This is a genomic window from Gemmobacter denitrificans (assembly GCF_036964905.1).
In the GTDB taxonomy this organism is placed as follows: Bacteria; Pseudomonadota; Alphaproteobacteria; order Rhodobacterales; family Rhodobacteraceae; genus Gemmobacter; species Gemmobacter denitrificans.
Genome location: NZ_JBALHR010000005.1, coordinates 70,350 through 84,744 on the forward strand (window position 1 = coordinate 70,350; position 14,395 = coordinate 84,744).

At 63.9% G+C, this 14,395-nt stretch carries 15 protein-coding genes; 7 read left to right on the forward strand and 8 right to left on the reverse strand.

Features of this window, described 5'->3' with window-relative positions:
- Positions 1-110: 110 nt before the first annotated feature.
- Complete coding sequence (locus tag V6590_RS10475; RefSeq protein WP_335422653.1) at positions 111-2,126, forward strand: FAD-dependent oxidoreductase; 2,016 nt, start codon at positions 111-113, stop codon at positions 2,124-2,126.
- A 32-nt stretch (positions 2,127-2,158) separates the two neighbouring features.
- On the opposite strand, the gene V6590_RS10480 is transcribed toward V6590_RS10475, so the two are convergent.
- Positions 2,159-2,638: a DUF1579 domain-containing protein gene (locus V6590_RS10480; RefSeq protein ID WP_335422654.1), complete on the reverse strand. Its 480-nt coding sequence runs from the start codon at positions 2,636-2,638 to the stop codon at positions 2,159-2,161.
- 115 nt (positions 2,639-2,753) lie between these two features.
- Positions 2,754-3,206, reverse strand: a complete 453-nt coding sequence (locus tag V6590_RS10485; RefSeq protein ID WP_335422656.1) for a bleomycin resistance protein — start codon at positions 3,204-3,206, stop codon at positions 2,754-2,756.
- A gap of 172 nt (positions 3,207-3,378) precedes the next feature.
- Here V6590_RS10485 and phnC point away from each other — a divergent pair, with 172 nt between their 5' ends.
- The 6 genes from phnC (at position 3,379) to V6590_RS10515 (ending at position 8,700) form a co-directional block, all read left to right on the forward strand.
- Positions 3,379-4,197, forward strand: a complete 819-nt coding sequence (gene phnC / locus V6590_RS10490) for a phosphonate ABC transporter ATP-binding protein (protein WP_335422658.1) — start codon at positions 3,379-3,381, stop codon at positions 4,195-4,197.
- A gap of 53 nt (positions 4,198-4,250) precedes the next feature.
- Positions 4,251-5,147: a phosphonate ABC transporter substrate-binding protein gene (phnD, locus tag V6590_RS10495; RefSeq protein WP_335422946.1), complete on the forward strand. Its 897-nt coding sequence runs from the start codon at positions 4,251-4,253 to the stop codon at positions 5,145-5,147.
- Positions 5,148-5,211: 64 nt separating this feature from the next.
- Positions 5,212-6,090 (forward strand): phosphonate ABC transporter, permease protein PhnE, encoded by an 879-nt coding sequence (gene phnE, locus V6590_RS10500; RefSeq protein WP_434063249.1) that lies wholly within the window; start codon positions 5,212-5,214, stop codon positions 6,088-6,090.
- A 3-nt stretch (positions 6,091-6,093) separates the two neighbouring features.
- Complete coding sequence (gene phnE, locus V6590_RS10505; RefSeq protein ID WP_434063250.1) at positions 6,094-7,434, forward strand: phosphonate ABC transporter, permease protein PhnE; 1,341 nt, start codon at positions 6,094-6,096, stop codon at positions 7,432-7,434.
- 1 nt (position 7,435) lies between these two features.
- Positions 7,436-8,083, forward strand: a complete 648-nt coding sequence (locus V6590_RS10510) for an SDR family NAD(P)-dependent oxidoreductase (protein ID WP_335422660.1) — start codon at positions 7,436-7,438, stop codon at positions 8,081-8,083.
- Complete coding sequence (locus V6590_RS10515) at positions 8,083-8,700, forward strand: LbetaH domain-containing protein (protein WP_335422662.1); 618 nt, start codon at positions 8,083-8,085, stop codon at positions 8,698-8,700. The genes V6590_RS10510 and V6590_RS10515 overlap by 1 nt, the downstream gene beginning before the upstream one ends.
- A gap of 44 nt (positions 8,701-8,744) precedes the next feature.
- Here the strand turns inward: V6590_RS10515 and V6590_RS10520 are convergent, their stop codons facing one another.
- The 6 genes from V6590_RS10520 to V6590_RS10545 are packed head-to-tail and all read right to left on the reverse strand — an operon-like array spanning position 8,745 to position 14,351.
- Positions 8,745-9,866 carry a class II histone deacetylase gene (locus V6590_RS10520; protein WP_335422664.1) on the reverse strand — a complete coding sequence of 374 codons (1,122 nt, stop codon included), beginning with the start codon at positions 9,864-9,866 and terminating at the stop codon, positions 8,745-8,747.
- Positions 9,863-10,798, reverse strand: coding sequence for a branched-chain amino acid ABC transporter permease (locus tag V6590_RS10525; RefSeq protein ID WP_335422666.1), 936 nt, complete (start codon positions 10,796-10,798; stop codon positions 9,863-9,865). Before V6590_RS10525 ends, V6590_RS10520 begins: the two co-directional genes overlap by 4 nt.
- The gene (locus tag V6590_RS10530; RefSeq protein ID WP_335422669.1) at positions 10,798-11,667 is read right to left on the reverse strand and encodes a branched-chain amino acid ABC transporter permease; all 870 of its coding nucleotides are present in this window, start codon (positions 11,665-11,667) and stop codon (positions 10,798-10,800) included. The genes V6590_RS10525 and V6590_RS10530 overlap by 1 nt, the downstream gene beginning before the upstream one ends.
- On the reverse strand, positions 11,664-12,362 hold the full coding sequence (locus tag V6590_RS10535) for an ABC transporter ATP-binding protein (RefSeq protein WP_335422671.1): 699 nt from the start codon (positions 12,360-12,362) through the stop codon (positions 11,664-11,666). The genes V6590_RS10530 and V6590_RS10535 overlap by 4 nt, the downstream gene beginning before the upstream one ends.
- Positions 12,355-13,074 carry an ABC transporter ATP-binding protein gene (locus V6590_RS10540; protein ID WP_335422673.1) on the reverse strand — a complete coding sequence of 240 codons (720 nt, stop codon included), beginning with the start codon at positions 13,072-13,074 and terminating at the stop codon, positions 12,355-12,357. Before V6590_RS10540 ends, V6590_RS10535 begins: the two co-directional genes overlap by 8 nt.
- On the reverse strand, positions 13,074-14,351 hold the full coding sequence (locus tag V6590_RS10545) for an ABC transporter substrate-binding protein (protein WP_335422676.1): 1,278 nt from the start codon (positions 14,349-14,351) through the stop codon (positions 13,074-13,076). The genes V6590_RS10540 and V6590_RS10545 overlap by 1 nt, the downstream gene beginning before the upstream one ends.
- Between the last annotated feature and the right edge of the window lie 44 nt (positions 14,352-14,395).

Here is a 14,395-nt window from a genome sequence, read left to right on the forward strand (position 1 = left end):
TCGGCGTGCGCAGCGGGCAGACAGCCCCCCGCACAACCGTGACGCAGCGTTGACGGTGACAGCGCCGCGCCCATTTGCAACTCTGGCCGCCAAGCCCGAGGAGGACCGCCATGACCACCAGCTATCCGCATCTGCTTGCCCCGATCACGATGGGCAGCATCACGCTGAAGAACCGTGTGCTGATGGGGTCGATGCATACCGGGCTGGAGGAAACCGGAGACTGGAACCGGGTGGCCGAATTCTACGCGGCGCGGGCGCGCGGCGGTGTTGGCCTGATGGTCACCGGTGGCATGGCCCCCAACCGCGAAGGCGGGGTGTTCCCGGGGGCAGCGGGGCTGTTTTCCGACCGCGACATTGCCAATCACCGCATCGTCACCGACCGGGTTCATGCCGCAGGCGGGCGCATTGCCATGCAGATCCTGCATGCGGGCCGCTATGCCTATGGGCCGGATTGCGTGTCGGCCAGCGCGGTGAAATCGCCGATCTCGCCCTTTGTGCCCAAGGAACTGGATGAAGAGGGGATTGAAAAGCAGATCAGCGACATCGCCACCGCCGCCAGCCGCGCCATCGCCGCGGGCTATGACGGGGTCGAGGTGATGGGGTCCGAGGGATACTTCCTGAACCAGTTCCTCGTGACCCATGTCAACCGCCGCAACGATCACTGGGGCGGCAGCTATGAAAACCGGATGCGCCTGCCGGTCGAAGTGGTGCGGCGGGTGCGTGCAGCGATTAGCGATGCCATCCTGATCTATCGCATTTCGCTGATCGATCTGATCCCAGACGGCTCCACCTGGGACGAGGTGGTGCTTCTTGCCAAGGCGATCGAGACGGCAGGGGCCTCGGTCCTGAATACCGGGATCGGCTGGCATGAAGCGCGGGTGCCCACCATTGCCACATCGGTGCCACGGGCGGCCTTTGCGCATCTGACCGCGCGGTTGCGGCCCGAAGTGGGCATTCCGGTCATCACCTCGAACCGGATCAACACGCCCGAAGTGGCCGAGGCGCTGCTGGCAGGCGGACAGGCCGATATGGTGTCGATGGCGCGACCCTTTCTGGCCGATCCCGATTTCGTTGCCAAGGCGGCGGCGAGCCGGGGGGCCGAAATCGCGCCTTGCATCGCCTGCAACCAGGCCTGTCTGGACCATACGTTCAGCGGCAAGCTTACCTCTTGTCTGGTGAACCCGCGCGCCTGCCACGAAACCGAGCTGGTGATCGCCCCCGCCGCCACACCGCGGCGCATTGCGGTGGTCGGGGCGGGGCCTGCCGGCCTTTCGGCGGCGCTGACCGCGTCTGAGCGCGGCCATCACGTGACGCTGTTCGACCGCAGTCCAGTTGCAGGCGGGCAATTGCATCTGGCCGCCGCCGTGCCGGGCAAGGAAGAGTTTCGCGGCTTGATCGATTGGTTCCAGACCCGGCTGGCCGCAAGCTCGGTCACCGCCCGTCTGGGTGTGGAAGCCACGCCCGAGATGTTGGCCGGGTTCGATGATGTCATTCTGGCCACCGGCATCACCCCGCGCAGCGCGGGTATCCCAGGCGAAGACAATCCCCGGGTTCTGTCTTACCGTGATGTATTGCGCGGGGCACCGGTGGGGGCGCGGGTGGCCGTGGTGGGCGCAGGCGGCATTGGCTTTGATGTGGCCGAATATCTGGTGCATCATGGCACCAGCCCGACGCTGGACCCTGCGCTGTGGCGGCGCGAGTGGGGGGTGGGCGATCCGGCACAGGTGGCGGGGGGGCTTGCCCCCGAAGGGCCGCGCCCCGAAGCCCCGGCCCGGCAGGTCTGGCTGTTGCAGCGCAAGCCCGAAAAACCGGGGCGCAAGCTGGGCAAGACGACGGGCTGGATTCATCGTGCCGCATTGCAGATGAAGGGCGTGAAAATGCTGGGCGGCGTGGCCTATCAGGCAGTCACGCCCGAGGGGCTGGCCGTTACGGTGAATGGCGAGCCGCAGGTCTTGCGCGTAGATTCCGTGGTGATCTGCGCCGGTCAAGACCCGGATCGCAGCCTGCAGGCCGGGCTAGAGGCGCGGGGCGTCACCGTGCATCTGATCGGCGGGGCCGATGTCGCGGCAGAGCTGGATGCCAAACGCGCCATCGATCAGGGCACGCGGCTGGCTGCGGCGCTGTAACGCCCGGCCCATCAGCCGGCCAAACCCGTCAGTCAGGCGCGCTTAAACGCCATCGTCCAGTTGGTTTCCCATGTGGCACCGCCATCAACCGACATGGCCTGTTCCCATCTGGGGCTGGCCGTGTCGGTATCCAACCACAGGAACCTGACCGTGACCGGCCGCCCGTCCACGCTGTCTTGCGCCAGAAATGTGCCGACACCGGCCTCAAACCTGCCGATCACCGGCACATCCAGCCGATGCGGATCATTGGCCGACAGCCACCAGATCGCCCAACTGCGCTGTTCCACGCTGTAGGATCTGATGGCGATGGCGCGGTAGTTGCAGCCCGGAAACAAGAGCAGGTTGTCTTCGATATTGCCGTTACCGCCCAGAACCGGCCTGGTTTCAGACTGGCCGGAAAACTCGTCCCATTCCGTGCAGCCGACCAGCCGCTGCTTCAATCGGCGATGACGCACCCGCCACTGACCAAATTCGAAATCGAAATCGTTGGAAATCACTGTTGCGGCGGACATGGGATCCTCGTAGGGCAAACGCTACTCTCAAATGTTCACATATTGTTCGCATCAATGCAACCCTTGACTGTCCGCTTGACCAACCCGCCCCCTTCGCCCTGCCCCTGTTTTCGCATTATGGCGCAAAGGAACGCCCCGTGGGAGTCATGCATGCAGGACGGGTTCCCAGATCCTGAAAGAAGCGCAGCAGATAGCCGTCCGGGTCGGCCACGACGAACTGGCGATTGCCTGATTCCATGCTGCCTGTGCGATACCATTTGTCTTCGACCGGCAGGAACAGCGGGTGGCCCACCCGGTCCAGCCCGGCGAGCAGCGGGCCGATATCCGGCACTTCGATCTGCAGATTCAGCCCCCTGCCAAAGGGATAGCCGTCCGGCAGATGCCCATCGTCGAAATCGCGCCCCAGCCCGATCTGGTCAATCATCAACTCGGCTGCGCCAAGGCAAAGATAGCTGAACCCTTCATCGGCACGGTCATAGGCGCAGGAAAATCCCAGCACTTCGCAATAGAACCGCCGTGACCGCTGCCAGTCAGAGACGGCAAGTTCGGGCACCAAAGCACAGGTCATTCTTCATCTCCCCCATCAACTCGCGCGCGAAGATGTGTAATCCCGTGCACTCAAATCGAACCCTACCGCGCACGAGACCATCCCCGGCCTGTCATCCAAGCTTCACCGAAGCTTTGAGCATCTTTCACATTGCAGGGCTACCACCGCCGCCAATGGGACCAGGGGTGGTGCGATGCTGGAAGTCAAGAATGTCACACGGATGTTTGGCCAGAAGGCCGCCGTGGACAACATCTCATTCGCCATCGATGGCCCCGCCTTTGTTGGCATCATCGGTCGGTCGGGCGCAGGCAAATCCACCTTTCTGCGGATGATGAACCGGCTGACCGATGCGTCTTCCGGCAGCATTCTGGTGGAAGGCCGCGACGTTCTCGCGCTGAAAGGGGCCGAGGCACGGGCCTGGCAATCGCAATGTGCGATGATCTTCCAGCAGTTCAATCTGGTGCCGCGCATGGATGTGGCTTCGAACGTGCTGCATGGCATCCTGAACCGCCGGTCCACCCTGCAGACCATGTTCAACCTGTGGTCCGAGGCCGATATCCTGAAGGCGCTGGAAATCCTTGGCCGTCTTGGTATCGCCGAACAGGCACCGAAACGGGCCGAAGCCCTGTCAGGTGGCCAGCAGCAGCGGGTGGCGATTGCCCGCGCGCTGATGCAGGACCCCAAGATCATTCTGGCCGATGAACCCATCGCAAGCCTTGATCCGATGAACGCGCAGGTCGTGATGGACACGCTCAAGCGCATCAACGTGGAAGATGGCCGCATGGTCATCGCCAATCTGCACACGCTCGATACCGCGCGGCGCTATTGCGACCGGGTGATCGGCATGCGGGACGGGCGCATCGTCTTTGACGGCACGCCCGACCAACTTTCGACCGGTGTGGCCCGCGACATCTATGGCGCCGACGAAAGCTTTAACGAGTCCGCCACCTCGACCGCGATCCCTGCCGATCGCCGTCCTGACGAGGCCTATGCCGGCGCGATGCTGGCCTGACCGCTTTCCCTTCTCTTTCCCCCAGCCCCTTGGGCCAGAACCCGGAGATGACCATGAAGACGCTGATCCTTGCCCTTGCGGCGACCACTGCCCTGACCGGCGCTGCTGCCGCCGAAACCATCAAGGAATTCAACATCGGTATCCTTGGCGGCGAAAATGCCCAGGACCGTATGACCAACCTGGAATGCTTCCGCGCCAAGGTCGAGGCCGAGCTTGGCGTCCCCACCAAGCTGTTCACCCCCGCCGATTATGATGGCGTGATCCAGGGCCTGCTGGGCGGCACGCTGGATTTCGCATGGCTGGGTGCCAGCGCCTATGCGAAAACCTACCTGACCAACCCCGAAGCCGTTGACGTGATGCTGACCAAGCAGAACGTGGATGGCACCACCGGTTACTATTCCATCGGCTTCGCCAAGGCCGACAGCGGCATCAAGTCGATCGAAGATGCCAAGGACAAGGTCTTTGCCTTCGCAGACCCGAACTCCACCTCGGGCTATCTGGTGCCGGGCGCCGAACTGCAGGAAGCCCATGGCAAGCTGGAAGAATTCTTCAGCGAAGTCAAAATGTCGGGCGGCCACGAACAGTCGATCGTCGGCGTGGCCAATGGCGATTTCGACGCTGCCGTGGCTTGGGCAGATGGTCTTGGCAACTGGGAAGACGGGTTCAACTCGGGCGCGTTCCGCAAGGCCGCCGACTCGGGTCTGGTTGACATGAGCACCCTGACCGAAATCTGGCGCTCCAAGCTCATCCCGGAAGGCCCGATGGTTGTCCGCAAATCCGCTCCGCAGGATGTGAAGGACAAGATGTACGCCCTGCTGGATACCATGTGGGAAACCGATCCGACCTGCGCCTATGCCGTCGCTGCCGGCGAAGCCAAGGATTTCGTGCCGGTCAAGCACGAAGACTATCTGGGCATCCTCGCCGCGCGCAAACTGCAAGAAGCCCAATAAGTTTTCATGACGCGTCGCTGGACCCCCTTCCGGGGGTCCGGCTTTTTCATTCTGGACATCCCAAATGGTTGACGTCGCTTTCGGCCCGGAACCCGGCCCACGCCCGCAGAACAGCTCGGCAACTCAGGTCTATCTGGACATGGCCCGCCGCAAACGCATGTATGGCGGCATCCTGCTTGTGCTGTTCGTGGCTTTCATGGCTTCGGGCTGGTGGCTGGCGGATGAACGCAATGCCGGCGGCTTCTGGGATGGCCTGCCGCAGGTTTTTGAATTTCCGTCCGAAGTTCTGTCAGAAGCCTGGTCCAAGGCCGCCAACCTGCCCGGCCTTTTCATCGAACATATCCCGGCCCTGATCGAAACCATCAACATTGCCGGTGTGGCCACGCTGATCGGTGCGTTGATGGCCATGGGTCTGTCGCTGCTGGCAACGCGTGGTCTGGCACGCTGGCCGCGTCTGATCCCGCTGTTCCGCCGCAGCATGGATGCCCTGCGCGCCATTCCCGAAATCGTCATCGCGCTGGTTCTGATCTATGTCCTGGGCGGCGGTCCGGTGCCCGCGGTGATCGCGATTGCGCTGCATACCGGCGGGGCGCTTGGCAAGCTGTTTTCCGAAGTGGCCGAGAATGCCGATCTCAAACCCATCGAAGGGTTGCAATCGGTCGGGGCGACATGGGGGCAGCGGATGTGGCTGGGGGTCATTCCGCAGGTCGCGCCAAACTGGCTGTCCTATGCGCTGCTGCGCTTTGAAATCAACGTCCGCGCCAGCGCCATTCTGGGCTTTGTCGGCGAAGGCGGCATCGGCCATGACCTGAAACTGGCGATGCAATGGGGTCAGGGCCGCTATGACAAGGTGGTGGCGATCTTCCTTCTGCTGTTTCTGGCCATCGTCATCATCGACCGCGTTTCCGACCATTTCCGCCACAAGCTGGTGAAGGGGCAGTAAGCCATGACCATGACCGCCGCCGCTGCCACCTCGCTGACGCCCTCGCTGGCCGAAACCGTCACCCGCAGCTTTGCCCGCAAGCGCCGCATGGCGCTGTTCATCCCGGCGCTGATCCTGGCCTATCTGGTATATACCGCCATCAGTTTCGATGTGGCAGGGCTATGGCAAAGGGCGCGGTTCGACAATGCCGCGATCCTGCTGTCCGACTTCTGGTCGCACAAGACCCATGTCACCCGTGACAATCGCACCGGCAAGGTAGAGGTCGCGATCGAAGGCGAAAGCAAGGGCACCTATCCGCCCGGCCTTTTGCCCGATTGGGTGACGATGAACGGAACCACCACCACCATCGATCTTGGGACCGGCCACAGCGTCACCTATGACGATGCCGGCGCGCGCATGATCGTTCCGGGCTATGGCACCATCGACATCCGCCCCGAAGGCGGCAGGCCGGTTCTGACTGCGCCCGAGCCGATCCCCGACTGGATTTCGGTCGCCCCGAACAAGGTGTCGGTCACTACCGAAGCAGGCCGCTTCAACTATACCCGCAGCAAGGTGGAAACCTTCCGCTATCAGGCGGGGTGGGAACTGTGGTTCTTCACGCTGGACAGCCCTTTCTACGGCAAGGGGATCGGCGAACTGGCTGCGCTGGCACTGTGGGGGGATCGGGTCGATCCGGCACGGTCGAACATCGGCCACATGCTGTCGGATTTCTGGACCAACAAGATGTGGCGCCATGGCGATGTGGCCTGGGCGATTTTCGAAACGATCCTGATGGCCTTTCTGGGCACCATGACGGCGGCGATCATCGCCCTGCCGATGGGCTTTCTGGCCGCGCGCAACTTCATGCCGCTGGGGCCGCTGCGCTTTGCCGCGCGCCGGTTGTTCGATTTCATCCGGGGCGTGGATGGGCTGATCTGGACCGTGATCCTGTCGCGCGCCTTTGGGCCGGGGCCGATGACAGGGGCTATCGCGATTGCGATCACTGATGTCGGGTCCTTTGGCAAGATGTTCTCCGAGGCGCTGGAAAACATCGACGAGAAGCAGGTGGAGGGCATCCGCTCCACCGGGGCGAACGGGTTGCAGCGGGCGCGGTTCGGGGTGATCCCGCAGATCACGCCGGTTCTGCTGTCACAGGTGCTGTACTATCTGGAATCCAATACCCGCAGCGCCACCGTCATCGGCGCGATTGTCGGGGGCGGCATCGGGCTTTTGCTGACACAGGCCATCATCACCCAGAAGGATTGGGAAGAAGTGGCCTATTACATGGTGCTGATCGTGCTGATGGTCATGCTGATGGACAGCCTGTCGGGCTGGCTGCGCCGCAAGCTCATCAAGGGGCAATGATGTGGTCCATGTGCTGATCACGGGCGGGGCGCGTGGAATCGGGCGTGCGCTCTGCGAGGCAGCACTGGCGCGGGGGTGGCAGGTGTCCTGCACCCTACGGCAAGGCGAACCCCCGCCCCGTGTGACGGGCTACCGGCTGGAGATGGTCGGGCTGGCCGGGCTGGCCGATCTGGCAGCGGATATCGGCCCCATCGACATCCTGATCCACAATGCCGGGATCATCGGCCCGAAGGCTGGACCTTTGGGGGATCTGAACCCCGATGATTTCGCCCGTGTCATGCAGGTCAACGCCTTTGCCCCGCTGGCCATCACCCGGGCCCTGTTGCCGCAGATGCAGGCTGGTGGCCGGGTTCTGGCGATTTCATCGCAAATGGCCTGGATGGGCTATGCCAAATCGGATTCCATCGCCTATCGGATGTCAAAGGTTGCGCTGAACAAGGGTGTGCAGGCCATGGCAACCGATCTTGCGCCCCGGGGGATGATCGCAGTGGCCATTGATCCGGGCTGGGTGCGCACGGATATGGGCGGGGCAGAGGCCGACCGGGATCCGGCCGCCGCCGGTGCCGAGATCATCGCGCTGGCCGACCGATTGACCCCCGGCCAGAACGGCCGTTTTCTGAAATCTGACGGAACCGAGCGAGATTGGTGATGCCCAAATTGTCTGCCACTGCCCCCATGATCCACGAGGGGGCCAAGATCGTGAATTCCACCTTCGGTGGCTGGTGCGAGATCGGGGCCGGGTCGATCGTGGTGAATTCGGAATTTGGCGATTACGCCTATTGCGACCGTCTGGCCGATATCGCCAATACCGCCGTCGGGCGGTTTGCCAATATCGCGGCGATGACGCGGATCGGACCGACCGATCACCCGTTCCAGAATGCAGCACAGCACCATTTCCTTTACCGCTCCAGCTATTACTGGGACGATGTGGAAGATGACGCCGAATTCTTCGCCGCCCGCGCAGCCCGGCGCACCAGCTTGGGTGCCGATTGCTGGATCGGCCATGGCGCGATCATCAAGCCCGAAGTGACAGTGGGTATCGGCGCCATCGTGGCCAGCGGCGCCGTGGTCACCCGCGATGTGGGGCCCTTCATGATCGTGGCAGGATGCCCAGCCACCCCGCTGCGGGCGCGCTTTGCCCAGCCGGTGATCGACCGGCTGCTGGCGCTGGCCTGGTGGGATTGGGATCACGCCCGGTTGCGCAGCGCCCTGACCGATTTCCGCCGCCTGAAGGCCGAAGAGTTTCTGGAACGCTACGAAGGTTGATCCCGGCAAGGCCGGGGGGCCTTCCCCCGGTCGCGCTTTCCGCGTCACGCTACCCCGGCAGGCAGGGCCAGCCGGTCAGCCTGTTGCTGTAGCCTGTCGCGCTGAAAGGTCACGAAATCGGGGGCTGGCTGCTGCGCCTGCAGCAGGCCCAGCACCGGATCGACCACGGCGGTTCTGATCCCCGACAGCGCCTCCAGCACGGCAAGACCGCAGAACGGCACGATGACCTCGGCATAGCCGCCCTCATGCACGCACAGCAGACGCCCGTCGCAGATCGTATCGGCCAGCGACTTGACCTGTTCGGTCATTGCCCGGAACGTCTCCGAATGGGCCTGCATCCGCGCCAGCGGGTCAAACCCATTGGCATCCAGCCCGCTGGCCACAACAATCATGTCCGGCGCAAAAGCCCGCAGCGCGGGCAACACCAGCAATTCCATCGCATCCATATAGGCCTGATGCCCGCCACCCGGCAGCAAGGGCACATTCAGGTTGGCCCCAAGCCCGGCTCCTGCCCCGTGTTCACTGGCAAGGCCCTGACCCGGAGGAAAACAGCTTTCCTGATGGATCGAGATGGTCAGGGTGTCAGCCCGGTCATAATAAACGGCCTGTGTGCCATTGCCATGATGCACGTCCCAATCCAATACCGCGACCCGCAGGGGGCCATGTTCTGCCCGCAGCGCCTCCAGCGCGATCGGGATATTGGCCAACAGACAGAACCCCATGGATTGTTCGGGCAGGCAATGGTGCCCCGGCGGGCGTGACAGCACATAGGCATTGGCCACCCGCCGCGCCCAGACATCGGCCACCGCCTGCTTGGCCAGCCCTGCCGACAGCGCGGCGATTTCAAAACTGCCCGCCCCGAAGGGCGAATAGATGCCCGCATTGCCCCCCCCGGCATCCGACAGCGCCTTGAAGCGGTCCAGATAGCCCGACGGATGAACGCGCAGCATGTCTTCACGGCTGGCGGGGGCGCCGCCGCGCATGTCCAGCTGTGCCGCCAGCCCAGACACGTCCAGCAGATTGCGGAACCGGCGTTTGCTTTCCGGGCTTTCAGCATGGCCCGCACCTGCGGGGGGCTGGACCCAGCCACCCACCGGCAGGATCAGCGCATGTTCCCCCGTGCTGTGCCACAGGCAGCGTTCATCATGGTAGAAGGCGGTTTTCATGCGGTTTTCTCCTGTCGGATCAATTGGGCCAGACGGTCGATCAGCCCGGCCAGACCGCCGGGCGCGAACAGCATCACCGCGATTGCGGCAGCCCCCACGGCCATCAGCGTCGCCCCGGGCGAAAAGGACAGTGTCTCGCGCAGGGTAAAATACAGGGCCGTGCCAAGGATCGGCCCGGACAGACGGCCAATGCCGCCGATGATGCAGACGAAGACCGTGGTCACCATCCATGTCATGTCAAAGGCCGCCATCGGGGTGATGAACAGCGCGGACAGAAAGCTGATCGCCCCTGCCATGCCCGCCCCGGCTGCCGAGATCAGAAAGACAATCAGCCGGATGCGCTGCGGTCCGACGCCAATCGACCGCGCCGCCACTTCGTCATCGCGCAGCGCCCGCAGCCGCAGGCCAAAGCGCCCCGCCATCAGCCAGCCCACAAACGCCGTCATCCCAAGGGCCAGGGCCAGGGCCGACCAGAAGGTGAAGCTGCCCATCCAGTCGCGGCTGATGGATCGCGCGCCCGCCAGCGGCAAGCCAGATGCGCCGCCCAGCCAATCGCTGCGGCTGACGGCAATGCGCAGGATTTCCGCCGCAACCCACATGCCCACCGCAAAATAGACATCGCGCAGCCGGAACAGGATCGGCGCCAGAACCAATGCCAGCGCCGCCGCAGAAAGCCCCGCAAACGGGATCGCTGTATAGGGGTTCAGCCCCAGATCGCGGCTGATCGCGTAAAGCGCATAGCCGCCTACCCCGAACAGCGCATGATGGCCGAGCGAGAGCAACCCACCATAGCCGGCGAGCAGGTTCCAGGCCTGCGCCAGCGCGATCAGCACCAGCATTTCCACGCCCAGCACCAAGAGGCCACGCCCGGCCACGAAGGGCATCAACGCCAGGGCCGCCCCGGCAATTGCCCAAAGGATCAAGTGCCGCATCACCGCGTTCTCCTTTTGCCCGCCAACCCCTCGGGGCGGATCAGCAAGATCGCGAGCAGCAGGATATGGCCGTAAAGCAACCCCGAAGCCGGATCGGCGCGAAAGCTGACCGCATGAACCAACCCCAATGCCAACCCACCTGCAAGGCTGGCCCAGATCGAGCCCAGACCGCCGATCACCACCACTTCAAAGGCGATCAGCAGGCGTTCCGCCCCGGAAAACGGTGTCACGGTCGAACGCATCGCAAGCAGCATCCCGGCCAGTGCCGCAAGCGCCGCCGAAAGTGCCATCACTCCGGCAAAGACCTGTTTGCGGTTGACCCCCATCAAGGCAACGATTTCAGGATCATCTGCCGTGGCCCGCACGACCCGGCCCACAGCGGAATGGTGCAGCCCCCAATGCAGCAGGGCAAAAAGCAGCAGCGTCAGGCCAAAGGTGACGAGCGGCAGCAACCCCACCGACAGCGTGCCCAATGTCAGCGCGGCCGTCTTGAAACTGCCAATGTCCAGCGACCGGCTGTCAGCGCCGAACAGTTCCACCAACAGGTTCTGCGTCAGCACCGACAAGCCGAAGGTCAGCAACAAGGGCCGCAACGGATCAGAGCCCAGAACCCGGTTCACCAGCGCCGATTGCACTGCCCATCCCAGAGCAAACATCAGCGCAGTGACCAGCGCCACCAGCATGATTGGCGGCAGCGGCACGGCCCCGGCAATGGAAAATGCCATGAACGCTCCACCGATCACCAGTTCCCCATGGGCAATATTGGCAATCCGCATCACGCCAAAGATCAGCGACAGGCCCAGACCGAACAGCGCATATAGTCCCCCCAGCATCAGCCCGTTCATCAGGGTTTCGATCCAGACATTCATGCCGTCTCTCCGAAATAGGCGCGGCCTATGGCGGCCAGATCGGCCCCCCGCGCAGGCCCGGCCAATTGCGCGCGGCCCTCCAGCAGGCACAGGAACCGGTCAGCCTGCCGCAAGGCGCGGGCGATGTCCTGCTCCACAAAGATAATGGCCATGCCCTCGCCCCGGATCCGGACAAGTGCGTCATGCAACTCGTCCACCACCACCGGGGCAAGGCCAAGGCTGACCTCGTCCAGCAACAGCAGTGCAGGGTTGGCCATCAGCGCCCGCCCGATCGCCACCATCTGCTGTTGCCCGCCCGACAAAAGCGCCGCCGGGCGCTGCGCGAATTCGCGCAAGATGGGGAACAGGCTGCAGACGCTGTCCATATTCCACGGGCCCTGTCGGCCAATCCGTCCGCCCAACATCAGATTTTCCGCCACGCTGAGCGAGGAGAACATCCGCCGCCCTTCGGGGCAAAGCGCGATCCCGGCCCGCGCCCGGGCCGGGGCCTCAAGCGGCAGCATCGCCTGCCCGTTGAGCGCAAAGCGCCCGGCCTGCGCCCGTGTCAGGCCACAAAGCGCGCGCAGGAAGGATGTCTTGCCCGCGCCATTTGCCCCGATCAGCGCCAGCGTCTCGCCCGGCTCCAGGTGCAGATCGATCCCGAACAGCGCCTGAAAATCGCCGTGAAAAGCGTTCATACCTTCGATGTCAAGCATGGGCCGCCGCTCCCAGATACAGCGCGCGGACGCGCGGATCGGCAGTCACCACATCGGGCCTGTCTTCAATCACCTTTGCGCCCAGATGCAGCATCAGGATACGGTCGCAGGTCGCTTGCAGCGCATGGGCGATATGCTCGATCCACAGGATCGCCAGACCCGGACGTTTCAGCCCGCGGATCAATACGACAAGCGCCTGAACCTCGGGCTCGGTCAGCCCGCCGGAAATTTCGTCCAGCAGCAGCACCTTCGGCCCGGTCGCCAGTGCCTTCGCCAGTTCCAGCCGCTTGCGATCAAGCAGGCGCAGGCTGCCCCCGGGCGCATTGCGCAGGCGCGATAGGCCCGTCAGAGCCAGCACCTCATCGACCCTTGCGGCGGCAGCACGGCCCCGCAAACCGCCCCCAGCATCGGCAGCCAACAGCAGGTGTTCACCCACCGTCAGCGTGGCAAAAGGTTTGGGCACCTGAAACGCCCGGGCCAGCCCGGCACGCACCCGCGCCTCGGGCGGCAGCGCCGCCACATCGACGCCATTCACCAGAACCCGGCCCGCATCCGCCCGCGTCACGCCCGCAAGCAGATCGAAGAAGGTGCTTTTCCCGGCCCCGTTCGGCCCCATCACGCCCAGACATTCGCCGCCCTGCACGGTGGTGCCCAGGTCGCGCACCACCTGCAGCGGACCAAAGGCCTTGGCCAGCCCATGAACCTGCAGCATCAGAGCTTTGGCAATGCAACGGTCTGCGCCTCGACCGTCATCGAAGGCGCAAGCGTGTTTTCGGTAATCAGCAGATCATAGGCATGTTTGCCGCCCGTCTTGCGCCATTGTCCGCCTGCAATCTCGGTCCGGGCAACGTTGCGGATCGGGGTATCGGCCCAGGACACTGGCCCGACCATCGTATTCAGCCGCAATCCGGCAATGGCATCGCGGACCAGATCACGATCCTTCGGCGCACCCGAGGCCTTGAGCGCGGCAATCCCGGTTTCGAACAGCGCATGGCTGTACCCCAGCGTCTGCACCCATTGGCGGCCTGAGGCGGCCTCATAGGCAGCGGCCAGTTCGGCAGCAGTCTGACCCGTCAGCGAACTGGTGAAGGGCACTTTCGGCGTCCACCAGACCTCGGTTGACATGCCGTCGCCGCGATCGCCCAGAGCCTCGATCGCACTGGGGAACAGGAAGGCGGCGGCGAAGGTTGCGGCCTCGGGAGCAAAGCCCGCCTGCCCGGCCTGCGCCCAGAAGGTGGACCAATGCGGCGGAAAGCCGAAGCCCGTCACGATCTGCGCGCCCCCATCGCGGAACCGCGATACCTGCGCCGCAAAATCCGAAGTGTCGATCTGGAACATGCCGCCTTCGACCCGGCTATAGCCAGCCTGTGCCATGAAAGCGGGCAGGCCAAGCTGCGGATCGGCAAATGCCTGTCCGGCTGGATTGTCAAAGTAGAAATCACCCACGATGCGGTTCGTGGCCACCTGATCCCAGATCCGGGTAAAGGTGGCCATCGCATCATCAGCCCCCCAGAAGAAGGTAAAGCTGTAGGGGAACCCCTGCTCCGGGTTGGAACCGCGCCCGAACATCCAAGCCTGCCATGGCCCCATGGTGGAAATGGACGGAATCCCCGCGATGTCCGACATCTCGCCTGTCGCGACCGAGGCATCCAGATCCTGCACCAGCAGCAGATCGACGTCTTCGCGCTGGATCAGTTCATTGCCAACGCTGGCGGATCGGTTCACGTTGCTTTCATTGTCACGCATCATGATCTCGACCTGATATTGCTGGCCGCCGATCTGCAGCCCGTTCGACAGCAGCGTGTTCACCTGCTCTAGCATCCACGGGTCGGATGCCCCGAACTCCGCCCGGGGCCCCGACAGCGCGGTGATATAGCCGATGCGGACCACCCGGTTTTCCGCCCGCACCACATGCGGTGCCGCCAGCAGGCCTGCCGCAGCCGCGGAACCGGCAAGGAAGGACCGGCGGGGAAGGATCAATCTGGTCATGTCTGCGCTCCCTGGGTTTTTTGTTTTCCCCAGACTGCGGCAGC